General features: G+C 65.1%; 22 protein-coding genes. 17 read left to right on the top strand and 5 right to left on the bottom strand.

Going from position 1 to position 26,710, the window contains the following annotated elements; genetic code table 11:
- The first annotated feature begins 6 nt into the window (after positions 1-6).
- The 3 genes from ASH04_RS01775 to ASH04_RS01785 all read left to right on the top strand — a co-directional run bounded on the left by ASH04_RS01775 (position 7) and on the right by ASH04_RS01785 (position 3,712).
- On the top strand, positions 7-1,260 hold the full coding sequence (locus ASH04_RS01775; protein ID WP_057472606.1) for a hypothetical protein: 1,254 nt from the start codon (positions 7-9) through the stop codon (positions 1,258-1,260).
- A 22-nt stretch (positions 1,261-1,282) separates the two neighbouring features.
- On the top strand, positions 1,283-2,287 hold the full coding sequence (locus tag ASH04_RS01780; protein ID WP_027494405.1) for an aldo/keto reductase family protein: 1,005 nt from the start codon (positions 1,283-1,285) through the stop codon (positions 2,285-2,287).
- A gap of 63 nt (positions 2,288-2,350) precedes the next feature.
- Positions 2,351-3,712 carry an NAD(P)/FAD-dependent oxidoreductase gene (locus ASH04_RS01785; protein ID WP_048317293.1) on the top strand — a complete coding sequence of 454 codons (1,362 nt, stop codon included), beginning with the start codon at positions 2,351-2,353 and terminating at the stop codon, positions 3,710-3,712.
- 53 nt (positions 3,713-3,765) lie between these two features.
- Here the strand turns inward: ASH04_RS01785 and ASH04_RS01790 are convergent, their stop codons facing one another.
- Both ASH04_RS01790 and ASH04_RS01795 read right to left on the bottom strand, forming a co-directional pair.
- Positions 3,766-5,607, bottom strand: a complete 1,842-nt coding sequence (locus tag ASH04_RS01790) for a flavin-containing monooxygenase (protein WP_032369364.1) — start codon at positions 5,605-5,607, stop codon at positions 3,766-3,768.
- 92 nt (positions 5,608-5,699) lie between these two features.
- A complete protein-coding gene (locus ASH04_RS01795; protein ID WP_057472607.1) occupies positions 5,700-6,815 on the bottom strand; it encodes a hypothetical protein in 1,116 nt (371 codons plus the stop codon).
- A 180-nt stretch (positions 6,816-6,995) separates the two neighbouring features.
- Here ASH04_RS01795 and ASH04_RS01800 point away from each other — a divergent pair, with 180 nt between their 5' ends.
- From ASH04_RS01800 to ASH04_RS01815, 4 genes are read left to right on the top strand one after another with little or no spacing between them, the layout of a single operon-like run.
- The gene (locus ASH04_RS01800; protein WP_027494401.1) at positions 6,996-8,054 is read left to right on the top strand and encodes a 2,3-butanediol dehydrogenase; all 1,059 of its coding nucleotides are present in this window, start codon (positions 6,996-6,998) and stop codon (positions 8,052-8,054) included.
- Positions 8,051-8,818 carry an acetoin reductase gene (locus tag ASH04_RS01805; RefSeq protein ID WP_032369367.1) on the top strand — a complete coding sequence of 256 codons (768 nt, stop codon included), beginning with the start codon at positions 8,051-8,053 and terminating at the stop codon, positions 8,816-8,818. The genes ASH04_RS01800 and ASH04_RS01805 overlap by 4 nt, the downstream gene beginning before the upstream one ends.
- Before the next feature lie 44 nt (positions 8,819-8,862).
- A complete protein-coding gene (locus tag ASH04_RS01810) occupies positions 8,863-10,191 on the top strand; it encodes a GAF domain-containing protein (protein ID WP_032369368.1) in 1,329 nt (442 codons plus the stop codon).
- A 21-nt stretch (positions 10,192-10,212) separates the two neighbouring features.
- A complete protein-coding gene (locus ASH04_RS01815; RefSeq protein WP_057472608.1) occupies positions 10,213-12,270 on the top strand; it encodes an FUSC family protein in 2,058 nt (685 codons plus the stop codon).
- A 66-nt stretch (positions 12,271-12,336) separates the two neighbouring features.
- Here the strand turns inward: ASH04_RS01815 and ASH04_RS01820 are convergent, their stop codons facing one another.
- A complete protein-coding gene (locus tag ASH04_RS01820) occupies positions 12,337-13,419 on the bottom strand; it encodes a serine hydrolase domain-containing protein (RefSeq protein ID WP_230072944.1) in 1,083 nt (360 codons plus the stop codon).
- A 460-nt stretch (positions 13,420-13,879) separates the two neighbouring features.
- Here ASH04_RS01820 and ASH04_RS01825 point away from each other — a divergent pair, with 460 nt between their 5' ends.
- The 10 genes from ASH04_RS01825 to ASH04_RS01870 all read left to right on the top strand — a co-directional run bounded on the left by ASH04_RS01825 (position 13,880) and on the right by ASH04_RS01870 (position 21,252).
- Positions 13,880-15,061 carry a sensor histidine kinase gene (locus tag ASH04_RS01825; RefSeq protein ID WP_057472609.1) on the top strand — a complete coding sequence of 394 codons (1,182 nt, stop codon included), beginning with the start codon at positions 13,880-13,882 and terminating at the stop codon, positions 15,059-15,061.
- Entirely contained in the window at positions 15,058-15,720 is a 663-nt protein-coding gene (locus ASH04_RS01830; protein ID WP_032364494.1) for a response regulator, read from the top strand. The genes ASH04_RS01825 and ASH04_RS01830 overlap by 4 nt, the downstream gene beginning before the upstream one ends.
- An 88-nt stretch (positions 15,721-15,808) precedes the next feature.
- Complete coding sequence (locus ASH04_RS01835; RefSeq protein WP_057472610.1) at positions 15,809-16,435, top strand: HEAT repeat domain-containing protein; 627 nt, start codon at positions 15,809-15,811, stop codon at positions 16,433-16,435.
- A gap of 9 nt (positions 16,436-16,444) precedes the next feature.
- Positions 16,445-17,446: a HEAT repeat domain-containing protein gene (locus ASH04_RS01840; RefSeq protein WP_057472611.1), complete on the top strand. Its 1,002-nt coding sequence runs from the start codon at positions 16,445-16,447 to the stop codon at positions 17,444-17,446.
- Positions 17,443-17,790, top strand: coding sequence for a cupredoxin domain-containing protein (locus ASH04_RS01845; protein ID WP_057472612.1), 348 nt, complete (start codon positions 17,443-17,445; stop codon positions 17,788-17,790). Before ASH04_RS01840 ends, ASH04_RS01845 begins: the two co-directional genes overlap by 4 nt.
- A gap of 13 nt (positions 17,791-17,803) precedes the next feature.
- Positions 17,804-18,208 (top strand): DUF2752 domain-containing protein, encoded by a 405-nt coding sequence (locus ASH04_RS01850; protein WP_057472613.1) that lies wholly within the window; start codon positions 17,804-17,806, stop codon positions 18,206-18,208.
- A gap of 113 nt (positions 18,209-18,321) precedes the next feature.
- Complete coding sequence (locus tag ASH04_RS01855; protein ID WP_027494394.1) at positions 18,322-18,519, top strand: hypothetical protein; 198 nt, start codon at positions 18,322-18,324, stop codon at positions 18,517-18,519.
- Positions 18,520-18,657: 138 nt separating this feature from the next.
- Positions 18,658-19,314, top strand: coding sequence for a GntR family transcriptional regulator (locus tag ASH04_RS01860; RefSeq protein ID WP_057472614.1), 657 nt, complete (start codon positions 18,658-18,660; stop codon positions 19,312-19,314).
- Complete coding sequence (locus ASH04_RS01865; protein WP_057472615.1) at positions 19,311-20,561, top strand: MFS transporter; 1,251 nt, start codon at positions 19,311-19,313, stop codon at positions 20,559-20,561. The genes ASH04_RS01860 and ASH04_RS01865 overlap by 4 nt, the downstream gene beginning before the upstream one ends.
- A gap of 70 nt (positions 20,562-20,631) precedes the next feature.
- Positions 20,632-21,252 (top strand): hypothetical protein, encoded by a 621-nt coding sequence (locus tag ASH04_RS01870; protein ID WP_057472616.1) that lies wholly within the window; start codon positions 20,632-20,634, stop codon positions 21,250-21,252.
- Between the two features lie 84 nt (positions 21,253-21,336).
- Here the strand turns inward: ASH04_RS01870 and ASH04_RS01875 are convergent, their stop codons facing one another.
- Both ASH04_RS01875 and ASH04_RS01880 read right to left on the bottom strand, forming a co-directional pair.
- Complete coding sequence (locus ASH04_RS01875; protein WP_032364488.1) at positions 21,337-22,674, bottom strand: M1 family metallopeptidase; 1,338 nt, start codon at positions 22,672-22,674, stop codon at positions 21,337-21,339.
- A gap of 6 nt (positions 22,675-22,680) precedes the next feature.
- A complete protein-coding gene (locus ASH04_RS01880; protein WP_235579933.1) occupies positions 22,681-26,625 on the bottom strand; it encodes a Pls/PosA family non-ribosomal peptide synthetase in 3,945 nt (1,314 codons plus the stop codon).
- Positions 26,626-26,710 lie beyond the last annotated feature (85 nt).

Raw genomic sequence — 26,710 nt, forward strand, 5'->3', positions numbered from 1 at the left:
TCGGGGATGTCAGCGCTCGCGATCGTTCTTTCCGGACTCCTGGCCGGTTTGCTCTCGCAATCCGACGGGGTCGATATCTTCGGCGACACCAGCGTCGGGGGTGTGGTGTTCTCCAGCGGCGGAGGGGGAGTCGCCGTAGCAGTGATTCTGGCGTCGGGTCTGGCTATGCTCGTCCGTCGGCACAGTATTTTGGCCGGCCTGTCCATCGCTGCGGCCACTGGCGCCGGGGTGACGGCACTGATGATGCCCTCCGGCCTCGCCGAGGTGGTGGCAGGCGGAGTTCTGTTGGGATGCACTGCAGTACGGGCGAACGGTGTACGAGCTCGGCAAGCACTGTCGATCGGGTCGTTCCTCGTCGGACTACTCAGTGCAGGCGCGGTCGAGGCCTTGCAGCATCCGAGTATCCCGCGTCGCTACGCCGACTACCTCACCGAATCCGATATCGGTCCGCCGGTGGTCGTTCCGGTGCTGTGCGTACTGGTCGTAATTGCAGTGGCCTGGGCAGCTCGTGTCGACCGCAGCGACGACCATGTGCCACCGGAACGGAGCATCCGCACGGTCGGGGCAATACTACTGATCTCGATCGGTGGCTTGCTGCTCAATATGTTGTTCGTGCAGATGCTGTTTCGAGCTGAAGACGGCTTCGGTGGAAGCTGGTACTTCGGCCTCGTCGTCGTACCAGTGTTGTTCGGTGCTGCCGCTCTGCTACCGGGTCGCGGAGGCATTCTTGTGCTCGCCGGGACAGCCGTGTTGCTCACCTCGACCACCACCGCTGGGGTGGGCATCGATGTGTCGGACGGTATCTGGGTGCTCGGGCTCGTGGCAATCACGGCAGTTGCGGTGACAGTGGGCGCGGCACTCGGGCTGCGCTGGGGTCGACCGATCGTCGGCTTCGCGACCCTGGCAGTGGTGTGTACGACCGCGCTGTTCGAGCGCCCCCCGTGGGACAACGTGCACTACGCGGCAAGTCTGGTGATCTTCCCGGCCGCTGCGGTCTATCTGTACGTGGCGTGCACGCCGGCTACTCCCACTCCCTCGCCCCCCACGCCCTTGACCATCGGCCTCGCGGTACCGGTGGCAATCACGGTGCCGATGGTCGTCACCTACTATTGGACGGCGTACACGCCGCTCACATCCGCCCTGCACAACTCGACGTGGCCCAGTATGGAACTGTGGCTCTCCACGGGCGCGGCAGTGGTAGCGGTGGTCCTCGCGGGTGTCGGAACCCGGTTACTCGGTCGTCGGCCACTACTGAATTGATTACCGGAGTACCGTTTTCTGCATGGCTTACAGATACCTCGGAAACAGTGGACTGAAGATTTCGGAGATCACGTACGGCAATTGGTTGACCCATGGTTCGCAGGTGGAGAACGACATCGCGACCCAGTGCGTGCGTGCGGCTCTCGATGCAGGCATCACCACATTCGATACCGCCGATGTCTACGCCAACGGGGCTGCGGAAACGGTCCTCGGTGACGCGTTGAAGGGCGAGCGCCGCGAATCGCTGGAGATCTTCACCAAGGTCTACTTCCCCGTCGGACCTAAGGGCCCCAACGACACCGGTCTGTCCCGCAAACACATCTTCGAAGGCATCGATGCCTCGCTGCGTCGCCTCGGTACCGACTACGTCGATCTCTACCAGGCCCACCGCTACGACGTCGAGACCCCGCTCGAAGAGACCATCGCCGCGTTCGGCGACGTCGTCCGTCAGGGCAAGGCCCTCTACATCGGCGTCTCGGAGTGGACGGCCGATCAGCTCCGCGCCGGCCAGGAACTGGCACGGCAGAACGGGTTCTCGATCATCTCGAACCAGCCGCAGTACTCTGCCCTGTGGCGCGTCATCGAGGATCAGGTGATCCCGACGTCGAAGGAACTGGGCATCTCGCAGATCGTCTGGTCACCCATCGCTCAGGGCGTGCTCACCGGCAAGTACCTACCCGGACAACCGCTGCCCGACGGCTCGCGCGCCAAGGACGACAAGGGCGGCGACAAGATGATCGCGCGCTACCTCGACGATCAGACGCTCACCCGGGTGCAGGCACTCAAGCCGATCGCCGACGATCTCGGAATCACCATGGCGCAGTTGGCCGTTGCCTGGGTTCTGGCCAACGACAACATTTCCGCCGCGCTGGTCGGGGCATCGCGTCCCGAGCAGATCGCCGAGAACATCAAGGCGTCCGAGGTCATCCTGGACGCGGATGTACTCGCCAAGATCGACGAAGCCCTCGGCGATTCGGTCGAGCGCGATGCGGGTAAGACCGGCTCCCCGGAAGCCCGGTTGGTCTAGAAATTCGTCGCCCGGTCCACGTTTGACGGGGCGGAGCTGCGGTACTCGGCGTTAATGTGGACCATGCGCTCACCACTCCGTAATCGCAGCACCGCCCCGGCTCCCGCATCCCCAGCCCGGGTGGTGGTGGTCGGCGGCGGGTTCGGCGGCTTCTACGCACTGCGCAAGATGCAGAAGCTGTTGGGCCCGGACCGCGCCTCGTTCACCCTGGTCGCGCCCAACGACTACCTGCTCTACAGTCCGCTGCTGCCCGAGGTAGCAACCGGCGTGCTGGATCCGCGGGACATCGCAGTGTCGACACGACAGACGTTGCGGCGCACCAAGTTGGTGCTGGGACACGTCACGTCCGTCGACTTCGAGAATCGACGCGTTCGTGTCGCCGGCCCCGACGGTGATTCGGAACTGGCCTGGGACAAGCTGATTCTGGCCCCGGGTTCGGTGACGAGGCAGTTCGACATCCCCGGTGTCGCCGAGCACGCACACGGTCTCAAGACCCTGAGCGAAGCGGTGTTCATTCGCAACCACGTGTTGAAGCAGTTGGATGCAGCCGACGAACTGCCCGACACGCCGGAGGGCCGCGCCGAACGCAAGGAACGGCTCACCGTCGTCGCTGTGGGAGCCGGCTATACGGGCACCGAATTCGTTGCGCAGATGCAGAATTGGATTCGCGGTATCGCTACCCGGTGGGCGACGGTCGACCCGTCGGACATTCGGTGGTTGCTCATCGACCTCGCGCCTGCGGTGCTGCCGGAACTGGGCGAGCGACTCGGCAAGGAAGCAATGGAAGTCCTCGCGGCTCGCGGCGTCGAGGTGCGTCTCGGGGTGTCGGTGGAGTCGGCCACGGCGAACGCGGTGACGCTGACGGACGGCGACGTCGTACCGACACGCACCCTGGTGTGGGGAGCGGGCGTGGCTGCGAGCCCCCTCATCGCGCAACTCGATTTGCCGACCGAAAAGGGCCGGCTTGTGGTCAACCCCGACCTCACGGTCCCCGGCGTGGACGACGTCTGGGCCATCGGTGACGCGGCCGCGGTGCCCGATATCGCCGCCGACCCGTCGAAGCCGACGCCGCCCACCGCGCAGCACGCGCAGCGGCAGGGCACAGCGGTGGCCAAGAACGTCGCCGCGTCCCTCGGTGTCGGTACTGCTCGACCGTACCGACACAAGGATCTGGGACTGGTCGCCGACCTGGGCGGATTCGACGGTGTGGCAAAGCCTTTGGGCGTGCCCCTCACCGGAGCCGTCGCGAAGTTCGTCGCCCGCGGTTATCACCTCTATGCCCTGCCCACCGCCTCCGCCCGGGTGCGCGTGGCCACCGATTGGCTGTACTCGACGGTGCTGTCCACCCGCGTGGTCAACCTCGATCAGGTGCGCTCCGAGGATGCGTTGATCGCCAAGGCGCAGGGGACCGGCGTGTACGACTAGACAGCCATGTGCGCGGAAACTCGTAGCCCACTACGAGTTTCCGCGCACGACCGTCACCGAAGGTGATGCACCTCCTGCAGCCCGTAGACCGGGGTGTCGATGCCCTCGTAGCGCGCCTTGATCTGCAGCGCCAGGTACAGCGAATAGTGGCGTGACTGATGCAGATTGCCGCCGTGGAACCAGAAGTTCTCCTGCTGCGTCGGCTTCCACATGTTTCGCTGTTCGCCCTCCCACGGACCGGGATCCTTGGTGGTGTCCGAGCCCAGACCCCAGCACTTGCCCACCTTGTCGGCGGTCTCCTGGTCGATGAGATCGGCGACCCAGCCGTTCATCGAGCCGTAGCCGGTGGCGTAGACGATGAGGTCCGCCGGTAGTTCGGTCCCGTCCTCGAGTACGACGCCGGTCTTGCTGATCCGCTCCACCTGCCCGGCAACGAGTTTGATCTTGCCGTCCGCGACGAGCTCGGATGCGCCGACGTCGATGTAGTAGCCCGAGCCGCGGCGCAGGTACTTCATGAACAGGCCGGAACCGTCGTCACCGAAGTCGTGCTGGAAGCCTGCCTTCTCGAGGCGATCGTAGAAATCCTTGTCCTGCTCTGCGATCTGCTGATACACCGGGATCTGGAACTCGTGCATGATCCGGTACGGCAGCGACGCGAACGTGAGATCGGCCTTGGCCGTGGTCATTCCGGACTCCACCGCGCGCTCCGAGTAGAGATCGCCGAGAGCGATCTCGCACAACGAGTCCGACTTGACGATGTGTGTGGACGAGCGCTGCAGCATCGTGACGTCGACGCCCGTCTCGTACAGCGCCTTGCAGATGTCGTGCGCCGAGTTGTTGGAACCGACGACCACCACGCGCTTGCCGACATAGGCGTCGGGACCGGGGTGTTCGCTGGAATGGTGCTGCTCGCCCTCGAATTCGTCCATGCCGGGGAAGTTGGGCACGTTCTTCTTGCCGGACATCCCGGTGGCCATCACCAACTGCTTGGGCCGCAGGATCACTTCCTCGCCGTCGCGGTCGACGACGACTGTCCACTCCTTCGCGGCCTCGTCGTAGGTCGCGGACTTCGCGGTCGTCTTGGTCCAGTACGGAACCTCCATGACCTTGGTGTACATCTCGAGCCAATCGCCGATCTTGTCCTTCGGCGCGAACACCGGCCAGTTCGGCGGGAACGGCAGGTAGGGCAGATGGTCGTACCAGACCGGGTCGTGCAGGCACAGTGACTTGTATCGGCCACGCCACTGATCTCCGGGGCGCTCGGCACGGTCGACGACGATCGCCGGGACGCCGAGTTGACGGAACCGAGCACCGAGAGCGATGCCGCCCTGCCCGCCGCCGACGACGAGGACGTACGGCTGCACGCTGTAGCCGAGCTCCGTCTCTTCCATCTCCTTCTTCTCGGCCCAGTTCTGGGTGTCGGCATTCGAGCCGTGCACGGCACCCTTGATGCGGGACTTGCCCTGCCGCTCCTCGTATCCCTTGAGTTCTTGCATCGTCGTCAGCAGCGTCCACGCCACGTCGTCACCGGTCTCGGCGTCCGTCGTCAAACGCAGATGTCCCTTGCCACGGCTCGTCGCCGTCTCGAATGCGATCCACGCCGAGACGACGCCGTCTGCTTCGTCGGGGGTCTCGGTGGTGTGAAATCCCGTCGGGTCGGTATCGGCGAGCCTTTCACCGAGCATGTCGGCGACGCCGTCCCGGCCCTCGACCGTCTTGAGGTTCCAGGTGAACGTGACGAGATCGCGCCAGAAGCTGCTGACGGCGAACATGCCGGCAACACGAGGAATGTCCCGGGTGACCAGGGCGTCCTCGAACTTCGACAACCAGGCGTCGACCCGTTCCTGCGGGGTGTGCGTGCGGGTGATCGAGTCGGGCTCGATGGTCTGGGTCATGAAAACTCCTTGCGATGAAGAGGTGCCGTGTATGTGACCCAGCACACTCTCTTCGGATAGCCGGGTCGAGAGTTGCAATGCGTTGCAGCGGCTCATGCCGGTGACAGCTTCTTCAACCCCAACGACTGGAATCCAACGACGTAGATCAATGTCCACAGCACCAGCCAGTCGACGAAGCCCAGTGCGTTGCCGGAGATGCCGGCCGCGACGACGGGTTCGTGGAGCACGTGCTCGGCAAGAACGTAGTAGTAGGCCAGGAACGTGCCGATAGCCAGCGCGAAAGTCAGTACTGCGCGTCCCGCCGCCGGGAAGCGATTGCCGAAGCCGTTCGCCCAAAAGATCATCCAGAATGCCCAGCAGACTCCGATCTGCGCCGGGAACTGGTTGATCACCGTGCCGAGTTCTGCGGTGGCTTCCGAACCGACGAGTAGCTTCGCGAGCGGAACCATCAGGAAGTAGATGGCAGTGCCGAGCACCGCGTTGCCGACGGTGGCCGCCAGTGCGGTCCGTCCGCCGCCGCCGGCCAATTTCCAGGGCCAGTTGTCCAGGGTCTGGCCGGTCAGGATCACCGAGACGACGATCGAGTAGAACCAGCCGAGTGCGGTGTCCACGGACATCAGTGGATCGGTGGCCGAGAGCGAGACCGACGGCAGTCCGAACACGAAGTACAACGCGAGGGTCGGGACGGCGACGAATGCGATCTCGCACAGCCCGATCAGCGGTTGCTTCATGCGCAGCACGGTCCACGGCCAGTGCTGCCAGTTGAGGACCACCATGACCCAGGTGCCGAATCCGAACAGCACGAACAGCGCTCCGGCGAAGTAGCCGAGCCCGCCCTCGCGAGAACCGGCGAAATCCGGGTACAACGCCCCGAGGCCGCTGCCGAGGATCCAGGTGACGGCAACGGCGAACACCGCCGTCGAAGTCAGGATCGCGAGCCCGCGCATCGGTTGTTTCCGAGAGTCGAATCCGGCGAATTCACAATCGAATCCGATGAACACGATGAAGAGAATGGCCCAGAACAGCGCGGCGTTGAACGGCAGCGGATAGAAGTTCCAGGGACTGGTGGTGGGATCGGCGAGCACATACCAGGTCGCCAGCGACACGGCCATGACCACGGCGAGGTTGGCCAGTCCGAATATGAGCCAGTTGCCCTGTGCTGAAGCCGTTTTCGGCTCGTCGAGGGGTCGGTCTGCGGTTGCGGTCATGGGGGTCTCTTCTCGGTGGGTCGACAGGGTCGCCGTCACTATGAGCTGAATCACAGCCCACCGTCAGGGTTGCGGGAGGTTGCAGTGCGACCGATTCGATGCAACGCACTGCAACCCTGTCGGAAGTGGTCGTCGTCACATAAACCTGTGTGCATCCAATTCAGTCAGGAGTGAGAACCGATGCGTGCAGCTGTGTATTACGGCCCGAACAAGGTGGAGATCACCGACGTACCCGAGCCGAATCCCGGTGCGGGGCAGGTCAAGGTCAAGGTCGGGTTCAACGGAATCTGCGGAACCGACCTGCACGAGTACTACGCAGGCCCCATCTTCATCCCCACCTCGCCGCATCCGCTGACCGGCCAGGAGATGCCCCTGGTGCTCGGACACGAGTTCTCGGGCACGGTCACCGAGCTCGGCACGGGTGTCACCGGCATCTCGGTCGGCGATCGCGTTGCCATCGAACCGCTCTACCGCTGTGGACACTGCGGACCCTGCCGGGCAGGAAACTACAACATCTGCGCGCAGATCGGCTTCCACGGACTGATGTCCGACGGCGGAATGGCCGAATACACCGTGGTCCCCACGGACATGATTCACGCCCTACCCGACAACGTCTCTCTCGAACTCGGTGCCCTCGTCGAACCGATGTCGGTTGCCTATCACGCTGCGACACTGGGGGATCCGAAGCCCGAGGACACCGCGATGGTGTTCGGAGCCGGCCCCATCGGCATCGGCCTGTGGTTCGCGTTGCGCGGTAAGGGACTCGACAACGTCTACGTCGTCGAACCGTCGCCGACGCGTCGCGCCTCGATCGAAGCGCTCGGTGCCAAGACCCTCGACCCGACGGCAGTGGACGTGCCCGCCTTCATCGCCGATCTGACCGACGGCAACGGGGCCGACGCCATCTACGACGCGGCCGGTGTGCAACCGGCCGTCGAGACCGCGCTGGGCTGCATCGGTGCTCGCAAACCGCTCGTCAGCGTCGCGATCTACGAAAAGCCGCTCACCACACCGCTGCAGAAGCTCGTCATGAACGAATCCCGCATCCAGGGATCGCTCTGCTACACCTCCGCCGACTACGAGGCCGTCATCGATCTGATGAGCCAGGGCCACTACGACACGACGGGCTGGGTGGACAAGATCACGCTCGACGGCGTCATCGACGACGGATTCGAGGCGCTGCACGCAGGCACCAAGATGAAAGTTCTGGTCGACCCCTCGACGGGTGTACCCGCATGAGCGCGGTGCTGGTGACAGGGGCCGGTCAGGGCATCGGACGGGCGATCGCGTTGCGGTTGGCCAACGACGGGCACGACATCGCGTTGGTCGACCTGGCCGAGGACAAGATCGCCGGCGTGGCCGACGAGGTGCGTCGAACAGGCTCGAAGGCAACGACATTCGTCGCCGACGTCAGTGATCGGGATCAAGTGTTCGCGGCCGTCGAACATACCCGTCAAGCGCTCGGCGGCTTCGACGTCATCGTCAACAATGCCGGTATCGCACAGGTTGCGCCGCTCGACGACGTCCGCTCGGAAGACACGAAGAAGATCTGGGCCGTCAACGTCGACGGGGTGCTGTGGGGAATTCAAGCTGCGGCAGCCACATTCAAGGCGCTCGGCCAGAAGGGCAAGATCATCAACGCTTCCTCGATCGCAGGCCACGACGGGTTCGCGATGCTCGGGGTCTACAGCGCAACGAAATTCGCGGTCCGGGCATTGACCCAGGCTGCGGCCAAGGAGTACGCCTCGGACGGCATCACCGTCAACGCGTACTGCCCCGGCGTTGTCGGCACCGACATGTGGGTGACCATCGACAAGCGCTTCGCCGAGCTGACCGGTGCCGCCGAGGGGGAGACCTACGACAAGTTCGTCGGCGGTATCGCTCTCGGTCGGGCGCAGACTCCCGAGGACGTCGCCGCGTTCGTCTCGTATCTCGCCGGACCCGACTCGGACTACATGACCGGACAGGCACCGTTGATCGATGGTGGTTTGGTCTACCGGTGACCCCGCATGAATCCGCTTTGTGAGCTGGAGCACAATTGACAGCGATGACGCAGTCGACAGGCCCTGAACCTGCGCTGGCGGCCGGCGAAGACCCGCGCCGCTACGCGCAGATTCTCACTGCCGTGTACGACGCGACCATGACCGGCGGGAAGTCTCCCGCGCGTCCCCGCGAGGTCATCGGTGACTCCTGGCGGCGGTTGCAGACCCTCGGTATCGACCCGGAACTGGGCAATCCTGCCGAGAGACAGATGGACGCGTCCGATCTCGAGTTCAGTCGACGGGAATCGGGGTTGTTCGACATTCTGGACGACCTCGCCCGTGGCCTGGAATCGGTGGTGCAGGACGGCGACAACATTCTCGTCGTCGCCGATCGGAACGGTCGAGTGCTGTGGCGCAGCGGATCGACGTCGGTGCTCGACCGCGCCGACGGTCTCGGGTTCGTCGAAGGGGCCAACTGGGCCGAGGACTCGGTGGGCACCAATGCCATCGGGACAGCATTGGTCTCACGCCGCGCTGTGCAGATCTTCTCGGCCGAACACTATGTGCGCAGCCATCATTCGTGGACCTGCGCCGGAGCGCCCATTCGCGATCCGCGTACCGGCCAGGTGCTCGGCGCCATCGACGTCAGCGGGCCGGCCAAGACGGTGCACCCCACCACCATCGCCCTGGTCGACGCCGTGGCGAGGTTGGCGGAATCGCAGCTGCGCGAGATTCACCGAACCACCTTGGATCGACTGCGTTCGGTGGCCGCACCGATGCTGGCGCGCCTGCAGTCCCCGGCGCTGGCCGTCGACGCGAACGGGTGGGTCGCGGCCGTCGAATCGGTGGCACTGCGCAATCGCATCCTGCTGCCCGAGGACCTCGCGACGGGACGCTTCTGGCTGCCGAGCCTCGGGGTGTGCGACTTCGAACCCCTGCCCGGTGGATGGCTGGTGCGACCCACTTCTCATGGTCGTTCCGCCGGCTCCACTCCTGGCGACTCGGCGGACTCGTTCGTCGCGGAGTCCGGTAACACGACGACGATTCGCATCGACCTGCGCGATTCGCAGAGGCCTCGTATGGAGGTGCGCAGCGAGGTGGGGGAGTGGACCCACGAGCCGACGCCCCGGCACGCCGAGATTCTGTACCTGCTGGCCATCCACCGGCAGGGACGCACCGCGTCGCAGATGGCTGCCGACCTCTTCGGCGACGACGGCCGCGCGATCACCGTGCGGGCCGAGATGTCCCGCCTGCGCAAGCACCTCGCCGGCATCATCTCCACCCAGCCCTACCGGCTGGACGAGTCGGCGACGGTCGACGTGATCACGCCGGCGGACATGAACAGGCTGCTACCGCATTCGTCGGCCCCCGCTATCCGGGCCGCACGGGGCTGAGCCGTAGCGCAGAATCGGGGAATGAACCGCCTCGCCCGCATCCTCGACGCGTCGGATCCCGGGCAGTTACGGCTGCGCGGTGCCTCGGCGACGACGCTGACGGTGTTGCTCGCGATGGTGGTGCTGCTGCTCGCTACTCGCGCCATCGGCCAGCCGGTGACCGTGGCGATGCTCGGCACCGTGGTGGCGATGCAGGCGTCGGCGTCGGTCAAGGACAAAGACCAGCACAGCAGGCTCGTCACCACCGCCCTGATGGTGCTGCCCGCCTCGGCGGCAGTGACGGTCGCGGCGCTGCTCTCGCGGCTCGGCGCGGTGGCCGACGTCGGATTCATCGCGGTGTTGTTCGCGGCCGTATGGGTGCGCAGATTCGGACCCCGTGGCACCGCGCTCGGCATGGTCGCGTTCATCTCGTACTTCTTCGCGTTGTTCCTTCAGGCGACCCCGGGGCAAGTGCCGATGCTGATCGCGGCGATCGTCGGCGGAGTGCTCATCGCTCTGTTCGTACGGGCGGTGGTCTTTCCGGACCGACCGATCGTGGAGGTGCGGCGGCTGCTGTACGCCATGCGAGCGGTATCGGAATCGGTGCTCGCGGCGGCATCGGCGCGTGAGGACCGTGATCTGGAACTGTTGCGGCGCAGGCTCGATCGGCTCGGAAACACCGCCCTGATGATCGACGACTGGCTCGACCGTCACGACGCGGGACAACTGCTCAGCGTGACGAGTACCGACCTGTCGCTTCGTGTGTTCGACGCCCAGATCGCCACCGAACAACTCGTCAGCTCACTGTGGGCTCTCGATCCGGCCAAGCCGTGGCCGACCGCGCTGGGGCAAGCGACTACCGCACTGGGATCGTGCTTGCAGAACGCCCCGTCCGCCGAGCAACTCAAGGCCGCCCGACGGTTGGCCGCCACGGTGGCCGAGCGCGCCGACCCGTCGACCCCCGCCGGTATCGCGACGGTGTCCGCGCAACGAGCGGTGCAGGCACACATCGCCATTCATCACATCACCACCAATGCGGTGGCTGTCACGTCGAGCCCTCGACAGGCTGCTGCCGAGCCGTCGGACAAGGACGAGCCTGCCGGCCTGAACCCCAGCACGAAGGCGGCAATCCAGGTTGCTGTCGCGACCAGCGCGGCAACGGTATTGGGGGAGCTGGTCTCACCGGATCGTTGGTACTGGGCCGTGTTGACGGCGTTCCTGGTGTTCACGGGGGCGTCGACGCGCGGCGAGATTCTGACCAGAGCCGGCCAACGCATCCTCGGCACGATGGCGGGAGTGCTTGCGGGAGTGGTGATCGCGGCACTCGTCGGCAATCACCAATCCGTTCAGTTGGTGCTCATCGTCGTCTGTGTCTTCTTCGCGTTCTACCTGGTGACCGTCGCGTATGCGTTGCTGTCGTTCTTCGTGACCATTCTGCTCGCGATGCTCTACGGGCTGCTCGGCACGTTCAGCATCGAGGTTCTCGAACTACGGATCATCGAGACTGCAGTCGGCGGAGCCGTCGGTATTGCGTCCGCCTACTTCATCTTCTCGACCGGAACACGAAAGACATTGGTGGACAAAGTCGATACGTATCTCGATCAACTGGACGCCCTGATCGACGCCAGCGTCGAATCGGTGATCACTCCGGGAAATGCCACCGACCTCGTGGCGTCGACGCGCACGCTCGACAATGCGCTGAAGGAGGTCGTGACGGCGGGGAAGCCGCTCGTGCTCGGGCCGACGACCCGCAGCCGGCGAGGGGCGAAGCGATTACTGCGGGTGCTGACCGTGAGCGGCCGATCCGCACACGGCCTGGCGCGAGCGGGTGTAATCGCCTCGCGCGCCGATCCCGCATCGATGCCCTCGCCCGAGACGGCCCAGGCTTTGCGTGAGGCCGCAACCCTGGTGCGTGACACCGCCCGGCAAGTGCAGGCGGCGATCGCGGGAAAGCGCGTCGATCAGCCCGAGAAGGTGACCGACACAACGGTATTGGATGTGTTGCTCACCAGCACCAACTCACCCGGACCGGTGCGGATCGCGGTGCGAGCCCTGAACACCATGAATCGGACCCTGGCCGATGTCCTCAGTCGGGGCTGACCTCGGCGCGGTGTCAGGGAAATGGCTCGACCGCATCGTCGACGGTTCTCTGCGTGAGGGTCTCGATCAGCTGTAGACATTTTCGGGGCTGAGAATTTCCGTGATCGGAGTCATCAAAGCGCTCACGAGGTCACTCGGTCCGTCGATATCGGTGTTGACGAAAACCACGAGGGTAGTGTCCTTTTCGGGTAGGTACACGGCGACGGTTTTGTACCCTGGCAAGCTGCCGTTGTGGCCGATCCAGCCGTGAACGTTGAACAGCCCCAGACCGTATCCGCTCATAGGATCCTGCGGGTCGAGGCTGTGGGTCTCCAGACGCTGGTGCTGAGTGCCTGGTGCGAGCAAGTCGCCCTTGGCGAGGGCGGGTACCCACACGCGCAGGTCGTCCAGGGTCGAGATCATCGCACCTGCCGCCCAACCCCATGAGGGATTCCAGTCGGTGGCGTCGGCAGTGGCTCCGTCCAGTGTTTGCTCCGTGTAGCCCCGTGCGTGCGGCTCGGGAAACTCGTTAGCGGTAGGGAACACCGTGTGCGTCAGTTTCAGCGGAGTCAGAATTCCGGTACCGATGACATCGGCGAGCGGTCGTCCGGTGACCTTTTCGATCACCATGCCCAGAAGAATCAAGTTCGTATTGGAGTACTCCACGTCGGTCCCAGGTTCGACATGGAGGGGATGGCCGGCCGTGTAGGCGAGTAGTTGCTCCGGAGTCAACGACTGCTCCGGGTTGCTCAGGACATCGGTCACGAACTGCTCGTTGGATGTGTATGGGTCCAGCCCACTGCGCATACCGGCCAACTGCCGCAGCGTGATTCGACCTCCCTCGGTGACTCCACCGACATATTTCGCGATCGGATCGTCCAGACCGATCTTCCCCTGGTCCACCAGCTGCAGCAGGGCTGTGACAGTGAAGGTCTTCGTCACGCTGCCGATTCTGCTGTAGAAGCCGGGCTCCATCGGAGCTTTGGTGGCAGTGTCGGCAACGCCACGCGCTCCGACATAGCTACCGCCCGGGCCCCAGATTCCCACAAGAGCGCCCGGCAGACCGGCCTTTTTTACCGCTGAATCGATTACCGCATCCAGGCGCGCGGACAGCGCGGCATCCACTGGTCGATCAGCGGGGTTCACAGCCGACGTGGGTGAAGTGTCCACAGGCGAATTCGGTCGGTCTCCGTTACTGCAGGAGGTCGCGGTAGCTGCAAGCCCCACGGTCAATACGGAACAGATCATCGTTTTAACAAGAGTGGTTCTGATCATCGATCGGTCCTTTCGAGAGTTGTTCACTGCGATGTCCGGCAGCAGTCAACCATGATCACGTTGAATCACGTTTTCTCGCTTGATATCTCGAATGCAGCTGACCATGAGAAATGGAACGAAGTGGTATTCGCCCGAGGCAAAGATCATCCTTTCGGACGATGCCGACCTCGAGATGGTCGGTCGCTAGGCGTACAACGCGCCGGTAGAAGGCGTAGTAGGGCGCGAAACTTCGAGCCGATCTGGCGATACCCATATCGACTCCTGGGGCATAGGGTTCGGCCAAGTCGAAGATTTCGACGGTTTCGGACAAAAATCTCACGGTCGGAGTTGCCATGCCGAGCAAGTGTTTTCCACAGTGACGTGGCTGGTACGTGGCGAGCGATCGGTCGGTCGTCCCTGGCGTCGGTGGATCTTCGATGGCACCGCGACGATGGTGGCCTTCGCTGTCGCCTCTCCCTACGTCTTCTACGACGACCGACACAACGTTGCACCGGCGATGATCGCGTTGGTTGCCGTACATGCACCATTGCTGCTCAGGCGGGTGTATCCCGTTCCCGTGTTCGCATGGGTGTTCGTCGCCGCTTCGGCTGCAGTCCTGTGGAACGATCATGTGATCGGCGGCTTGGGTGTTCTGGTTGCCCTCTATACCGTTGTCGCGACGCAACCACGCCGAACAGCAAGTGCTGCTACGGCACTGGTGGAGGTTGCCGCCTTGTCGGCGGCGCTGACGTCTTCGAGCGAGTCGCGGACGGTCGACGCACTGTTGCTGTCCGGCCTCGTCGGGTTGGCGACAGGTCTAGGAATTCACTCATGGACCCGCCGAGCGTATCTGGCCGAATTGATTTCTCGAGCTGTACATCTCGAGATCGAACGTGATCAGCAAGGCGCGTTGGCTGCTGCTGCCGAGCGCGACCGCATCAGTCGCGAGATGCACGACATCGTCGCCCATCACCTCACCGTCATGGTCGCTCTCAGCGATGGCGCTGCGGCGGCTACGGCGTCGTCGCCGGAAAGGGGTATCGAGGTGATGCGCGTGGTGTCCGAGACGGGCCGTTCGGCGCTCGCCGATACCCGTCGACTACTCGGAGTACTTCATCGGCAGCGTGATTCAGCACTCGATGGTTGCAATCCGACACCCGTCCGGGCCGATCTGGAGTCGTTGATCGAGCGGGTCTGCAATGCCGGGGTTCCCACCACGCTGACGGTGTCCGGTGCCGGATCCGAGGCGACCCGGCCGATGCATCTTGCAGTGTTTCGAATAGTTCAGGAGGCCCTGACAAACACTCTCAAGCATGGTGGATCTGGAACGTGTGCGGAGGTCGATGTTCGATACGGACCGGAGGGTGTGGACGTGTCGGTACGCGACAACGGCGCGGGCGTTCGTGCGAAGGCCACCGACGGATCCGGGATCGGTTTGATCGGCATGCGCGAACGGGCCCTCGTCCACGGCGGAACATTCACCGCGGGTCCTCATCCGACTGGCGGATGGGCAGTCGCGGCAACCTTGTATGTCGGTGACGCTGTCGGCGCTCGATGATCACCGTCTTGTTGGCCGACGACCAGAGCTTGTTGAGGCTGGGCTATCGCCTCATCCTCGAAGCCGAAGACGATATCGAAGTCATCGGGGAAGCTGGCGACGGAGCCGATGCGGTGTCCATGGCGGTCGCTCTTCGGCCCGATGTCGTACTGATGGACGTTCGGATGCCCAACGTGGACGGGATTACTGCGACTGCAGCCATCGAATCTCGTTGCCCGACTGCATCGGTTCTCATTCTGACGACATTCGATCTCGATTCCTACATCCATGCAGGCCTGCGTGCCGGAGCCAAAGGCTTTCTGCTCAAAGATGCTGCACCGGTCGACTTGCTGACAGCTATCAGGGCCGTGGCCGACGGGAACGTAGTCTTGGCTCCGCGCGCGACAAAGCATCTTGTGGAACAGTTCACCCGCTCGCTGCCTCCGGCGGAACGGCAGACGCGCCACGACACCGTGGTGAGTGCACTGTCCGATCGCGAACTGTCCGTTCTGCGTTCGCTGGCCAACGGTAGGTCCAACAAGGAGATCGGAGTCGATCTGGGTATCTCCGAGGGGACCGTCAAAGTTCATGTCAGTCGGATTTTGAAAGCACTGTCCTTGAGGGATCGAGTGCAGGCCGTCGTACTCGCATACGAATCCGGAATCTGCCAGGGCGGGTGAGCGGTGGCCCGGCTGAATGTTCGGACTTACGCGTACGCCCTGACCCGGGCTTGACCTTCACACGGTGACAAGGTCTTGGCTGACGGCCATGATCGACTCACTTCGGCACCAGAACTCTTCTGTGCGGCTTCGGGCTGCGCTCGACATCGGAATATCGAAGAACCCAGAACTCCTCGACGCGCTGCTCGAGCGTTGCGCCGCCGAACCGGATTTTCAGGTTCGAGAGATGTTGACGTGGGCATTGATTCATCTCACCGCTGCGTCGACGGTGCCCAGGCTGATGCATGAAGCGCGCACCGGCGGCGCACAGGCTCGCAGTCAGGCGTTGCACACGTTGTCGAAGGTCAAGGACCGGTCGGCCTGGCCGGTGATCACCGAGCCGCTCATCACCGACTCCGACGACGAGGTGGCCCGAAGCGCGTGGCGGGCGGCGGTCGTCCTGGTCCCCGACGGCAGCGAGCAGTGGTTGGCGACGACGCTGTCCACTCAGCTGGGGCGAGGCGGGCGGGAAATGCAGCGCAGCCTCAGCCGCGCACTGGTGGAACTCGGGTCGGTGATCGAGCCGATGGTGCGCGAGGCCGCGTCGAGCAAGGATGTTGCTGTTCGCGCGCACGCGCTGGCGACGGAGTCGCTGCTGCGAGACCCCGACAGCGGATTTGCGTTGTTCGAGGCCCAGCGCGTCGATGTAGTTGGCGCAGCCGACCCGACGGGGTGAGATAGGCAGATGTTGATCGGTGAGGTGGCGCGGCGGTCCGGAGTCAGCGCGCGCATGCTTCGGCACTACGACCGGCTCGGGCTCGTGCAGCCGACCTCGCGGACTGGCACCGGCTACCGCGAATACTCCCCGGCCGACGTTCGTCGCCTGTTCCACGTCGAATCGCTCCGGTCGCTCGGGTTGTCCCTGCACGACGTCGGACGCGCGCTGGACGATCCGAGTTTCGCGGCGACGGGACTCGTCGACGAGCTGGCTACCCGAGCCGAAGAGCGCATCGCGCGAGATACCGAGCTACTGACACGTTTGCGCCGCATCGGAAGCGCCCGACCGGAAGATTGGGAGGACGTCCTCGGTGTCATCGGCATGCTCGGAGACCTGGACTCGGTGAGCGCGGGGAAGCGACAGTCGGCAGCGTTGTCCTCCGTCGGGGATCGCCCCATCCCGGCCGAGGCTCTGGCCGAGGCGGTGCTGCGCGAGCCCGCGACCAACGTCGCCGGCGCGCTGCGATGGGCACTCGCGCAGACCGGGAGCGACGCTCTCGCGGCGCTGCGGCAGGGCCTCGACTCACCGGATCCCGAGGTGCGTCGCCGCGCCGTCGATACCGTCGTCGAGATTCCGCATCCCGACGCCACCGAGGTGCTGCGGGAGGCGCTGGGTCACGAGGACGGGCAGGTGCGACGACTCGCGGCGCTGGAACTGGGTGCCCGAGGAATCGTCGACGCGATTGCGGTGCTGATCGAGATGGTCCACGAGGGTACGAACGATGTGGACGCGGCGGACGTGCTCGGTGAGCTCGGCTACGAAGACTCTACGGTCGCGGACCTCATGGACGGCCCGAAAGAGGTCGCGGCACGACTACGGGTGACCCAGGCGCTGGCCAGCATTCCGGGTCCGGCGGCGGCGCAGGCTCTGCGCGAGCTGACTCAGGATGGGGACCGCTCGATCGCGCTGACGGCGACCTACCTGCTGGATCGGAGAGAGCGAGCCGCTTCGGTACCGTCGACGTCATGAAGGCACTCGGACTGCTCGCAGCACTGTCGATCACATTGGCCGCGACTGCCTGCTCCACCTCGACCACCCCGGCCGCACCCGCCGAGCCCGCTGCCGAGAACCAGGTGACCGTCGCCGATCGGATGTTCACACCGCAGACCTTGACGATCACCGCGGGCGAGACCGTGACCTGGGTGTTCGCCGACCGCGCGATGGCGCACAACGTCGTCGCCGACGACAAGTCGTTCCGCAGCGAACTGATGCAGTCGGGGGAGTTCACCCACACCTTCGACACCGCGGGCACCTACACCTACCACTGCACCCCGCACCCCGACATGACCGCGACGATCATCGTCGAACCGTGATGGACTGCTAGTCATGGCAACTCGGGCCCGCAGCATCGTCGCACCCCTGGGGGTGGCGGGAGCAGCGGTCGGCGGTGCCATCCTGTTGCATGTCCGCGATCCCCGAAGCTCGACGTACCTGCCGTGCCCCTTCCACGCCCTCACCGGACTGTGGTGTCCGGGATGCGGCGCGACCAGGGCTTTCGGTGACCTCACTCGCGGAGACATCGCGGCGGCCGCGTCGAGCAACGTCGTGGCGGTGCTGCTCGGTGTCGTCGCGATCGGTGTCTGGGCCGCGTGGCTGCGAGCACGATGGACCCAGACGCCACTGACGCTGCCTCGTCCCAATCGCCCGACCGTCGTCGTCGGGGTTGCCCTATTGGTCTTGTTCACCGTGGTGCGCAACACTGCGTGGGGCACCGCCCTCGCCCCGACCTGACATCCCTAGGAGGCTGCTGTGCTGCTGCAAATCTTCTCGATCATCGTGCTGCTGGGCGTGCTCATCGCGCTCATCCCCACGGCCCGACGCGTCTTCAAGAAGGGTGACGACGAATGAGCGACTCACTGCGAGATCGGGTGCGAGCGAAACTGCTCGCCCAGATCGCCGACGACGGAGGCACGGCCGCCGAGCAGGCAGAGGGCGACGACCCCCGCCTGAACGCACTGCGCGACGACCTCGAAGCACTGGACGCAGCCCCCGACGGAGACCCGGTGATCGACGACATCGCCGCCAGGCACTGGGTGCCCTGACCGCTGTCTCCCTCTGGACTCCCCTCGGGGAGTCAATGTGACATGTGGTGGCCTTTTCGGGGGTCAATGTCACGTTGAGTGGACCGTCGGGATAGGTCGAGTTGGGTGGACTGCTGAGGCGCATCTAGTATCTATGTTGTGTCCGAGACGAGATCCGCCGCCGATACGGCGTACCTGACTGTCAAGGAGCTCGTCCTTTCGGGGGAACTTCCTGGTGGTGAGCTCGTCAGTGAAGGGGAGATCGCGACGCGGCTCGAGATCAGCCGCACACCGGTCCGAGAGGCGTTCCTTCGCCTCCAGGTCGAGGGATGGATGCGCCTTTATCCCAAGCGCGGGGCGCTGGTCGTCCCCATCGCGGTGGGTGAGGCGGAGAGCGTCGTCGACGCAAGGCGATTGGTCGAGGCCGGCAGTGTTCGCGCCTTCGTCGGTGATGCGGATGCCCGCGCACGAGTGGTCGAGGCGCTACGCGACAACCTGCGAATCCAGGACAAGCTGGCAGTCGACGGCACCGCAGCGGAGTTCAGCGCCGCCGACGCAGATTTCCATCGCACCGTCGTCCGCGCCGGCAACAACCCGTTGCTCGACGCGTTCTACGACGGACTTCGCGAGCGACAGCGGCGGATGACCGCGGCATCCCTGACCCGTGATCCGGGTCAGATCTCGCGCATCGTCGACGACCACCGCAGACTCGCCGACCTGATCGAAGCCGGGGACGCAGACGAATTCGAGCGAGCCGTCGAACAACACATGCTCAGGGTGCACGGCTTGCGCACAGACAGAGGGGGAACACGATGACCGAGGACATGATCGACGACGACGTCCGACAGACGACGGCCAAACGCTGGCTGTTGGTTGCCGTCGGCATGTTCGCCGTCGCCTGGGGCGGCAACGAATTCACACCGCTCTTGGTGATGTATCGACTCGACCACGGCTTCTCTGCCGTGGTGGTCGATACGTTCCTGTTCGCGTACGTTCTGGGCATCATTCCGGCGATGCTGATCTGTGGTCCGTTGTCCGATCGACTCGGCCGACGCCCGATCATGTTGCCCGCGCCCGCAATTGCCGCGGCCGGGTCCATTCTGATCGCCCTCGGACCCGACAACGCCTACATGCTCTTCGGCGGACGAGTGCTCAGCGGCGTCGCGCTCGGAATCGGTATGGCCGTCGGCGGCAGCTGGGTCAAGGAACTTTCCAGTCGCGACGCCACCGCCAAACCCGGGGCCGGAGCGCGCCGCGCCGCGATGTCGTTGACGGCGGGCTTCGCCCTGGGAGCCGGCGTCGCCGGTGTGCTGGCGCAGTGGGCACCCTGGCCGACGCACCTCGCGTACAGCGTGCACGTGCTGATCTGCATCGCCGCGTTCGTCGGCATGCTGTCGGTCCCCGAGACACGCAGCGCCGCAGCATCATCGGGAAGGAAGAGCCTCGTCGACGATCTCAGAATTCCGTCGGCGTCGCATCGACGCTTCCTGTTCGTCGTGTTGCCCTTGGCCCCCTGGGTTTTCGGTGCGGCCAGCGTCGCCTATGCGGTGCTGCCGTCTCTGATGGCCGACGCGTTGGCCGACGAGCCCGGGGGCGGTTACCCCGTCGCCCTGTCGGCTGCGATGGCGGTGATCGCCCTCGGTTCCGGATTCGCGATCCAGGCTGTCGGGCGTCGGATCGACACACCCGCCAATGCCCGCGGCGCTTTGGTTGCGCTGTCTCTGTTGGTGGTCGGTATGGCTGTCGCGGCGTGGGCAGCGTCGGTGCTCACCATCGCCGCGGCATTGATCGCGGCAGCGGTGCTCGGGTGCGGATACGGCATGGCGCTGGTTTCGGGTCTGCAAGAGGTGCAACGCATTGCGGGCCCCGACGATCTCGCCGGCCTCACCGCTGTGTTCTATTCGCTGACGTATCTCGGCTTTGCGGTGCCCGCTGTGCTGTCGGCGCTGACCGAGACCTGGCCAGGGGTGGTCACGTATCCGATCATCTTCGGATTCGGCGCGGTGATGGCGGCACTGTGTGGCCTGGTGGTGCGATCGAAAACGTCGGCTCACCTGCCCTAGGGGTCGTGCGCGTTGTGCGTACCTGGAGGGACGCACAACGCGCACGAGGGAGGCTAGGATCAGCGCCATCATGGTGCAGTCCTCGCGCACGGTCCCGCCGTATCGGGTGCCCCCGACAGCTTTGGTAGCTGCTGCCACGGTCTGGAATCGACGCGAAGCGTACTGGTTTCTCGTCGCGGTGATCGTGCCTGCTGCCTGCTGGTCGAGGTATCCCGCGCTGGTGCCCTACATGTTCGCGATCGTTCTGTTCGGGGCTCTGGTGTTTCGCTACCGACGGATCGCCTCGTGGGTGTCGATGCTGCGCTGGGGAGTGATCGCACACGTCGAGACCGTGGACACGGCACTACGCGGCGATCGCAACCTCCGACTCGCACACGCCACCGGGTGGAACGTCCAACGGCGTTGGTACACAGGAGCATTGACGGAATCCACGGTACGCTATCGAGTGGGGGATGCGCGCGGGCACCTGTTCGTTCGGGGGTTGCCGTTCACCACCGGTGTGGTGCTCGCGCACTCGAAACAACCGGCTTCGGCGATGGTCATCAGCGACTTCCCCTGCGATCTGCAACTGGACGGCAAGGGACGCTGGGCGGCGTCGTTCCCGCAAAATTTCTGGCTGCAAGCACTGGCGACGGTCGCGCTGTACGGCTACGCCGTGACAGGCCTCGCGGTGTCGCTCGGGTATCGCTGACGACAATCGGCTCCCCAGACTCGGAAATATGCCTCTGATCGGAGGCACATTTCCGAAACCGGGGAGCCGATTCGAGCGCCGGATCTACGGCAACGACGGCAATTGCGTATCCACAAGCCATGCGTCCCACAGGGTTCGGGGGCAACCGAAGCGAGAGGCGAGGTCGGTGAAGTCGGCGGTCGCCACGGTGGAGTAGCGGTATTTGGAGGTCCATTCCTGGATCAGGCCGAAGAATCGTTCGTCGCCGATGGTGCGTCGCAGTGCGTGCAAGGCCAGCGCGCCGCGCTTGTAGACGCGGTCGTCGAAGATGCGGGCGGGCCCGGGATCGGTGAGCTGCAGATCCATCGCGAGCCCTCGCTGAATGGTGTGAGCTCGCTTGGCCTTGTCGTGAGCCGTTGCGCCGCCGGAGTTCTCGGCCCAGATCCACTCCGAGTAGCAGGCGAATCCTTCGTGCAGCCAGATGTCTGCCCACTTGCCGAGGGTCAGGGAATTGCCGAACCACTGGTGCGCCAATTCGTGTGCAACCAGACGCTCGTAGTACCGGGAACCCGAACAGTGGTTGGCACCGAAGATGGACAGGCCCTGCGCCTCGACCGGGATTTCGAGATCGTCGTCGGTCACCACCACGGTGTACGCCGCGAAAGGGTAAGGGCCGTAGAGCCGTACGAAGGTGTCCATCATCTGAGGTTGACGGCCGAAGTCGTGGTCGAACTGAGCTCGTAGCCGCGGGGGCGTGATCGCGTTCATCGGCACCGGTCCCGGGCTGACGACGCGATGCTCGTACGGGCCGATCTGAATGGTCGCGAGATAGCTGGCCATCGGCTCGGGCTGCTCGTACACCCACGTGGTCCGGCTGGCCCGAGTCTGCTTGCGTACCAACGTGCCGTTGGCCACCGCGTAGTACGGCGAGTCGGTGGTGATGGTGATGCCGTAGCTGGCCTTGGACACCGGATGGTCGTCACACGGGAACCACGACGCGGCACCGTTCGGCTGACTCGCGACGATCGATCCCTCGGTGAGCTCCTCCCAGCCGACCTCACCCCAGAAACCGTTGATGGGCTTGGGTGTTCCGCCGTACGCCACCGTGACCACCAGTGCCGCTCCGGACGCAATGGGCTTGGCGGGAGTGATCTTCAGCTTGCCCCGCTGGTGGCTGAACTTCACCGAACGTGACCCGTTGACCGACACCTTCGACACGTTCATCGCCGGGCCGAGATCCAACGCGAATTTCGAGACCGTCGCCGTGGTGACCGCGGTGATCTTCGCCTTGCCCGTCAATCGGTTGCTCTCGACCTTGTACTCGAGGTCGAGTTCGTAGCGCGAGACGCGATAGCCGCGATTGCCGTTCTGCGGAAGATACGTATCGATCGGATTGTCACTGGAGTCGACGTCGAACACCGGTGCCACGAGCCTGTCCGGCATTGAAGATCACCCCTCGTTTCGGTCGTCGCGAATCCGCGGAAAGGGATCACCCTTGGCCCACGGCGCGATCGGATTGCCCTGCCAACGAGTATGCGCGGGAACCGTATCGCCGCGCATCACCAGAGAGGCAGGCCCCACCGTCGCACCATCACCTATACCCGATGCAGGCAAAGCGACACAGTGCGGTCCCAGGGTTGCGCCTCTGCCGAGATCGACGGTGTCCATGGACATGATCCGATCATGGAACAGGTGCGTCTGCACAACGCACCCTCGGTTCACCGTCGCACCGTCGGCCAACGTCACGAGGTCTGCCTCGGGGAGCCAGTACGTCTCGCACCACACACCTCGACCGATGTCCGCCCCGAGCCACCGCAGCCACATGTTGAGCACCGCGGTGCCCTCGGCAGCGCGCGCGAACCACGGTGCGGCGACGGTCTCGACGAACGTGTCGGCCACCTCGTTGCGCCAGACGAACGAACTCCACAGCGGATGATCGGTCTTGCCGATCCGGCCGACCCACAGCCACTTCGCGGCCGCCGACACCGCTGCAGCCACGAAGCCGGCGACGAGCAACACGACACCGCTGAGCGCGGCAGCGAGCCAGTAGCCGATCGAGTCGGCAATCGCGGTCAGTCCGAACAGCACACCGAGGCCGATGCCGAACGTCACGACGACGGGAATCAGCCGGCACGTCTCGACGAGTGAACGGGCGATCTTCAACTTGCGAGGCGGGTCGAACGTCCGCGACGAGTCGGCACTGCCTGCCGCGCGGCGCAACCGTACCGGTGGACTACCGAGCCACGACGAGCCCGACTTCGCCTTGTCCGGAGTTGCCGACAGCACCGCAACGAGACCGTTCTTCGGGACGGTCCGCCCCGGTCCCGTCATGCCGGAGTTTCCGAGGAACGCCCGCTTGCCCACCTTGGCGTCGCCCAGGTGCATCCAGCCGCCGCCTAGTTCGTAGCTCGCGACCATGGTGTCGTCGGCGAGGAACGCGCCGTCGGCCACGGTGGTGAACTTGGGAATCATCAGCACTGTCGACGCCTCGACGTCCTTGCCGATCTTCGCGCCCAGCAACCGGAGCCAATGCGGTGTCAGCAGCGACGCGTAGAGCGGGAACAGGAAGGTGCGCGCCGAATCCATCAGGCGTTCGGTGGCCCACACCTGCCAGCCGATGCGGCTGCGCACGGGGTGGTAGCCGCCGACGAGACCGATGCCGAGCAACCGGACCGCGACGACGGTGATCAGCGCGAACACCGCCAGCGACACCAGAGTGGCGACGGGCAGCATCACCAAGCCGCGCTCGAAGGCCCCCAGCACGGAGTCCGCGGTGTGAATCCACCAGCCCATCAGCACCAGGCTGACGCCGATGGAGAACAGGGCCATGCCGGAGAGGAACAGCGACGCGACGCCGTAGGCGAACACCCACTTGGTGGCGCGCGGCGGGGTCTCCGCCGGCCACGGATGATCGGCCTTGCCCACTTTCTGCGCGGGCGAGCCGGACCACATCTGGCCGGCCTTGACTCGTCCGACGACGGCGGAGCCGGCCGTCACAACCGCGTTCTTGCCGACCTTGGTGCCGGGCAGCAGCGTGGAGCGGGCACCGACAGTGGCACCCGCACCGATCTCGATGCCGCCGATGTAGACGAGGTCGCCGTCGATCCAATGACCGGACAGGTCGACCTCGGGTTCGATGGAGCAGCCGTCGCCGAGTTCGAGCATGCCGGTCACGGGCGGCAGGGTGTGCAGGTCGACGCCCTTACCGATCTTCGAGCCGAGAGCGCGCGCGTAATAGACCATCCACGGTGCGCCCGACAGGTTGGACGCGCCACTGGCATCGGTCAATCTCGTTGCCGCCCATAGTCTTATGTGCATGCTGCCGCCGCGTCGATATGCGCCGGGTTTCAACCCCGCCAGCAGTATCCGCGAGCCGATCACCGAGATGGCCATGCGCCCGACCGGGGTGATGAACAGGACGAACGCGAGAAGAATCCACCACCACGACAGCGTCGGAGCCCACGGCACGTCGTCGAACCAGGCCATGACGTTGAACAGCAGGCCGAGCCAGGTGACCCACTGCAACCCGGTCAGGGTCGTCAACGGCACGGTCGCCAGAATCTGTGCCCACTGCGCGGTGCGGGACGTCGGTGCCACATCGCGGGGGATTGCCTCCACGACAGGCTTCAGGTCGTCCAGATACTGTGCCAGAGAACCCAACCGCGGGTGGTCGTAGAGCTGCGCGACGGTGATCTCGGGGAACCGCTCGCGCAGTGCCGTCACCAGCTGAGCGGCCGACAGTGAACCGCCGCCGTTGGCGAAGAAGTCGGCGTTCTCGTCGTTGACCTGAGCGCCGAGGATGTTGGTCCACAACTCGGCCACCCACCCCGCGGTACCACCGAGCGCCGACGCGCCCGCCATGCCGGGCAGCGGCCACGGGAGCGCATTGCGGTCGACCTTGCCCGAGGTACGTGTGGGCATCTCGTCGACCAGCGCGAGCCGCGGTACGAGCGCCGACGGCAACTGCTCGGCCAACAAGGCGCGCGCGGCCTCCAGGTCGAAGTCGGGATTGGTACTGGCGAGATATCCCACCAGAACCGAGTTGCCCGCAGCGGTCTTGCGGACTGCCGCGGCCGCGCCGCCGACGCCCGGAAGTGCTTGCAGCGCATTGTCTATCTCGCCCAGCTCGATGCGTCGGCCGCCGAGCTTGACCTGGTCGTCGGCGCGGCCCTGGAACAGCAGCCCTTCGAGCTCGAGCTTCACCAGATCGCCGCTGCGATACGCCCGGTTCCACCCGAGAGAGGGCATGGGCGCATACTTCTCGGCGTCCTTGGCCGGATCGAGATACCGGGCGAGGCCGACGCCGCCGATGACGAGCTCGCCCACTTCGCCGACCGCCACCGGAGTGCCCGAGGCGTCGACGACCGCCAGATCCCAACCGTCCAGCGGTAATCCGATGCGGACCGGACCTTTACCGTCCATGATGGACGCGCACGCGACAACCGTCGCCTCGGTGGGGCCGTAGGTGTTCCAGACTTCCCGGCCTTCGACGGCCAGCCGCTCGGCCAGCTCGGGTGGGCATGCTTCGCCGCCGAAGATCAACAGCCGCACCGCTTCCAGTGCCACGGCGGGCCACAGTGACGCCAGCGTAGGCACCGTCGAGACGACGCTGATGTCTCGGGAGACGAGCCACGGACCGAGGTCGAAGCCGGATCGCACCAGGGAGCGCGGGGCGGGCACCAGGCAGGCGCCGTGCCGCCACGCCAGCCACATCTCCTCGCAGGAGGCGTCGAACGCGACCGACAGGCCGGCGAGCACTCGGTCGCCTGGTCCCAGCGGATCCTTCTGCAGGAACATCCGGGCCTCGGCGTCGACGAACGCCGCGGCGTTACGGTGGCTGACTGCAACACCTTTGGGGGTTCCGGTCGAACCCGAGGTGAAGATCACCCACGCGTCGTCCTCGGGTGTGGGCAGCTCGGGCACCGGAGTACTGGCACCCAGTTCGGGCGCATTCTGTTTCGGCGCGGTGCCGGCAGCGATTCCGCCCGCAGTGACGATGGCCGTCACCTGCGCCTCACCGAAGACCAATTCGGCGCGCTCTTCCGGATCGTCGGCGTCGACGGGTACGTACGCAGCCCCGACGTCGAGGATCGACAGAATCGCGACATAGAGCGAGAAGGACCCCGACGGCATCCTGATGCCGACGCGGTCGCCGCGCCGGACACCGGCGTCGGCGAGCCACTGGGCACCCTCGGCGATGTCGTCCAGCAGTTCGGCGTAGCTGACCGACACCGTCCCGTCGTCGATCGCGGGTGCATCCGGGAAGCGATCGGCGGTCTCCTGCAGTACGTCGATCAGTGTGCGGGCCGGCGGGGCAAGGGGCGAGCGGAGAAACGCGGCCGGAGCAGGTGCGATATCCGTGCTCGAACCCGGCAGATCGTTCTCTTGGTGCACAGGCAACCGGGTGTCCTTCTCGTTCGTTGGCACATGACTCTTGTGGTGCTGGGGAAAGCAGCGCCGTTGGTTATCTCACGTTCTG

It is taken from the genome of Rhodococcus sp. Leaf233, assembly GCF_001426165.1.
Classification (GTDB): Bacteria; Actinomycetota; Actinomycetes; order Mycobacteriales; family Mycobacteriaceae; genus Rhodococcoides; species Rhodococcoides fascians.

Coding starts and splice junctions, on each gene's coding strand:
- ASH04_RS01870 (WP_057472616.1), top strand. CDS start 20,632: ATGGTGCAGTCCTCGCGCACGGTCCCGCCGTATCGGGTGCCCCCGACA.
- ASH04_RS01845 (WP_057472612.1), top strand. CDS start 17,443: ATGAAGGCACTCGGACTGCTCGCAGCACTGTCGATCACATTGGCCGCG.
- ASH04_RS01815 (WP_057472608.1), top strand. CDS start 10,213: ATGAACCGCCTCGCCCGCATCCTCGACGCGTCGGATCCCGGGCAGTTA.
- ASH04_RS01790 (WP_032369364.1), bottom strand. CDS start 5,607: ATGACCCAGACCATCGAGCCCGACTCGATCACCCGCACGCACACCCCG.
- ASH04_RS01780 (WP_027494405.1), top strand. CDS start 1,283: ATGGCTTACAGATACCTCGGAAACAGTGGACTGAAGATTTCGGAGATC.
- ASH04_RS01775 (WP_057472606.1), top strand. CDS start 7: ATGTCAGCGCTCGCGATCGTTCTTTCCGGACTCCTGGCCGGTTTGCTC.
- ASH04_RS01795 (WP_057472607.1), bottom strand. CDS start 6,815: ATGACCGCAACCGCAGACCGACCCCTCGACGAGCCGAAAACGGCTTCA.
- ASH04_RS01830 (WP_032364494.1), top strand. CDS start 15,058: ATGATCACCGTCTTGTTGGCCGACGACCAGAGCTTGTTGAGGCTGGGC.
- ASH04_RS01850 (WP_057472613.1), top strand. CDS start 17,804: ATGGCAACTCGGGCCCGCAGCATCGTCGCACCCCTGGGGGTGGCGGGA.
- ASH04_RS01855 (WP_027494394.1), top strand. CDS start 18,322: ATGAGCGACTCACTGCGAGATCGGGTGCGAGCGAAACTGCTCGCCCAG.
- ASH04_RS01875 (WP_032364488.1), bottom strand. CDS start 22,674: ATGCCGGACAGGCTCGTGGCACCGGTGTTCGACGTCGACTCCAGTGAC.
- ASH04_RS01810 (WP_032369368.1), top strand. CDS start 8,863: ATGACGCAGTCGACAGGCCCTGAACCTGCGCTGGCGGCCGGCGAAGAC.
- ASH04_RS01840 (WP_057472611.1), top strand. CDS start 16,445: ATGTTGATCGGTGAGGTGGCGCGGCGGTCCGGAGTCAGCGCGCGCATG.
- ASH04_RS01835 (WP_057472610.1), top strand. CDS start 15,809: ATGATCGACTCACTTCGGCACCAGAACTCTTCTGTGCGGCTTCGGGCT.
- ASH04_RS01805 (WP_032369367.1), top strand. CDS start 8,051: ATGAGCGCGGTGCTGGTGACAGGGGCCGGTCAGGGCATCGGACGGGCG.
- ASH04_RS01865 (WP_057472615.1), top strand. CDS start 19,311: ATGACCGAGGACATGATCGACGACGACGTCCGACAGACGACGGCCAAA.
- ASH04_RS01785 (WP_048317293.1), top strand. CDS start 2,351: ATGCGCTCACCACTCCGTAATCGCAGCACCGCCCCGGCTCCCGCATCC.
- ASH04_RS01800 (WP_027494401.1), top strand. CDS start 6,996: ATGCGTGCAGCTGTGTATTACGGCCCGAACAAGGTGGAGATCACCGAC.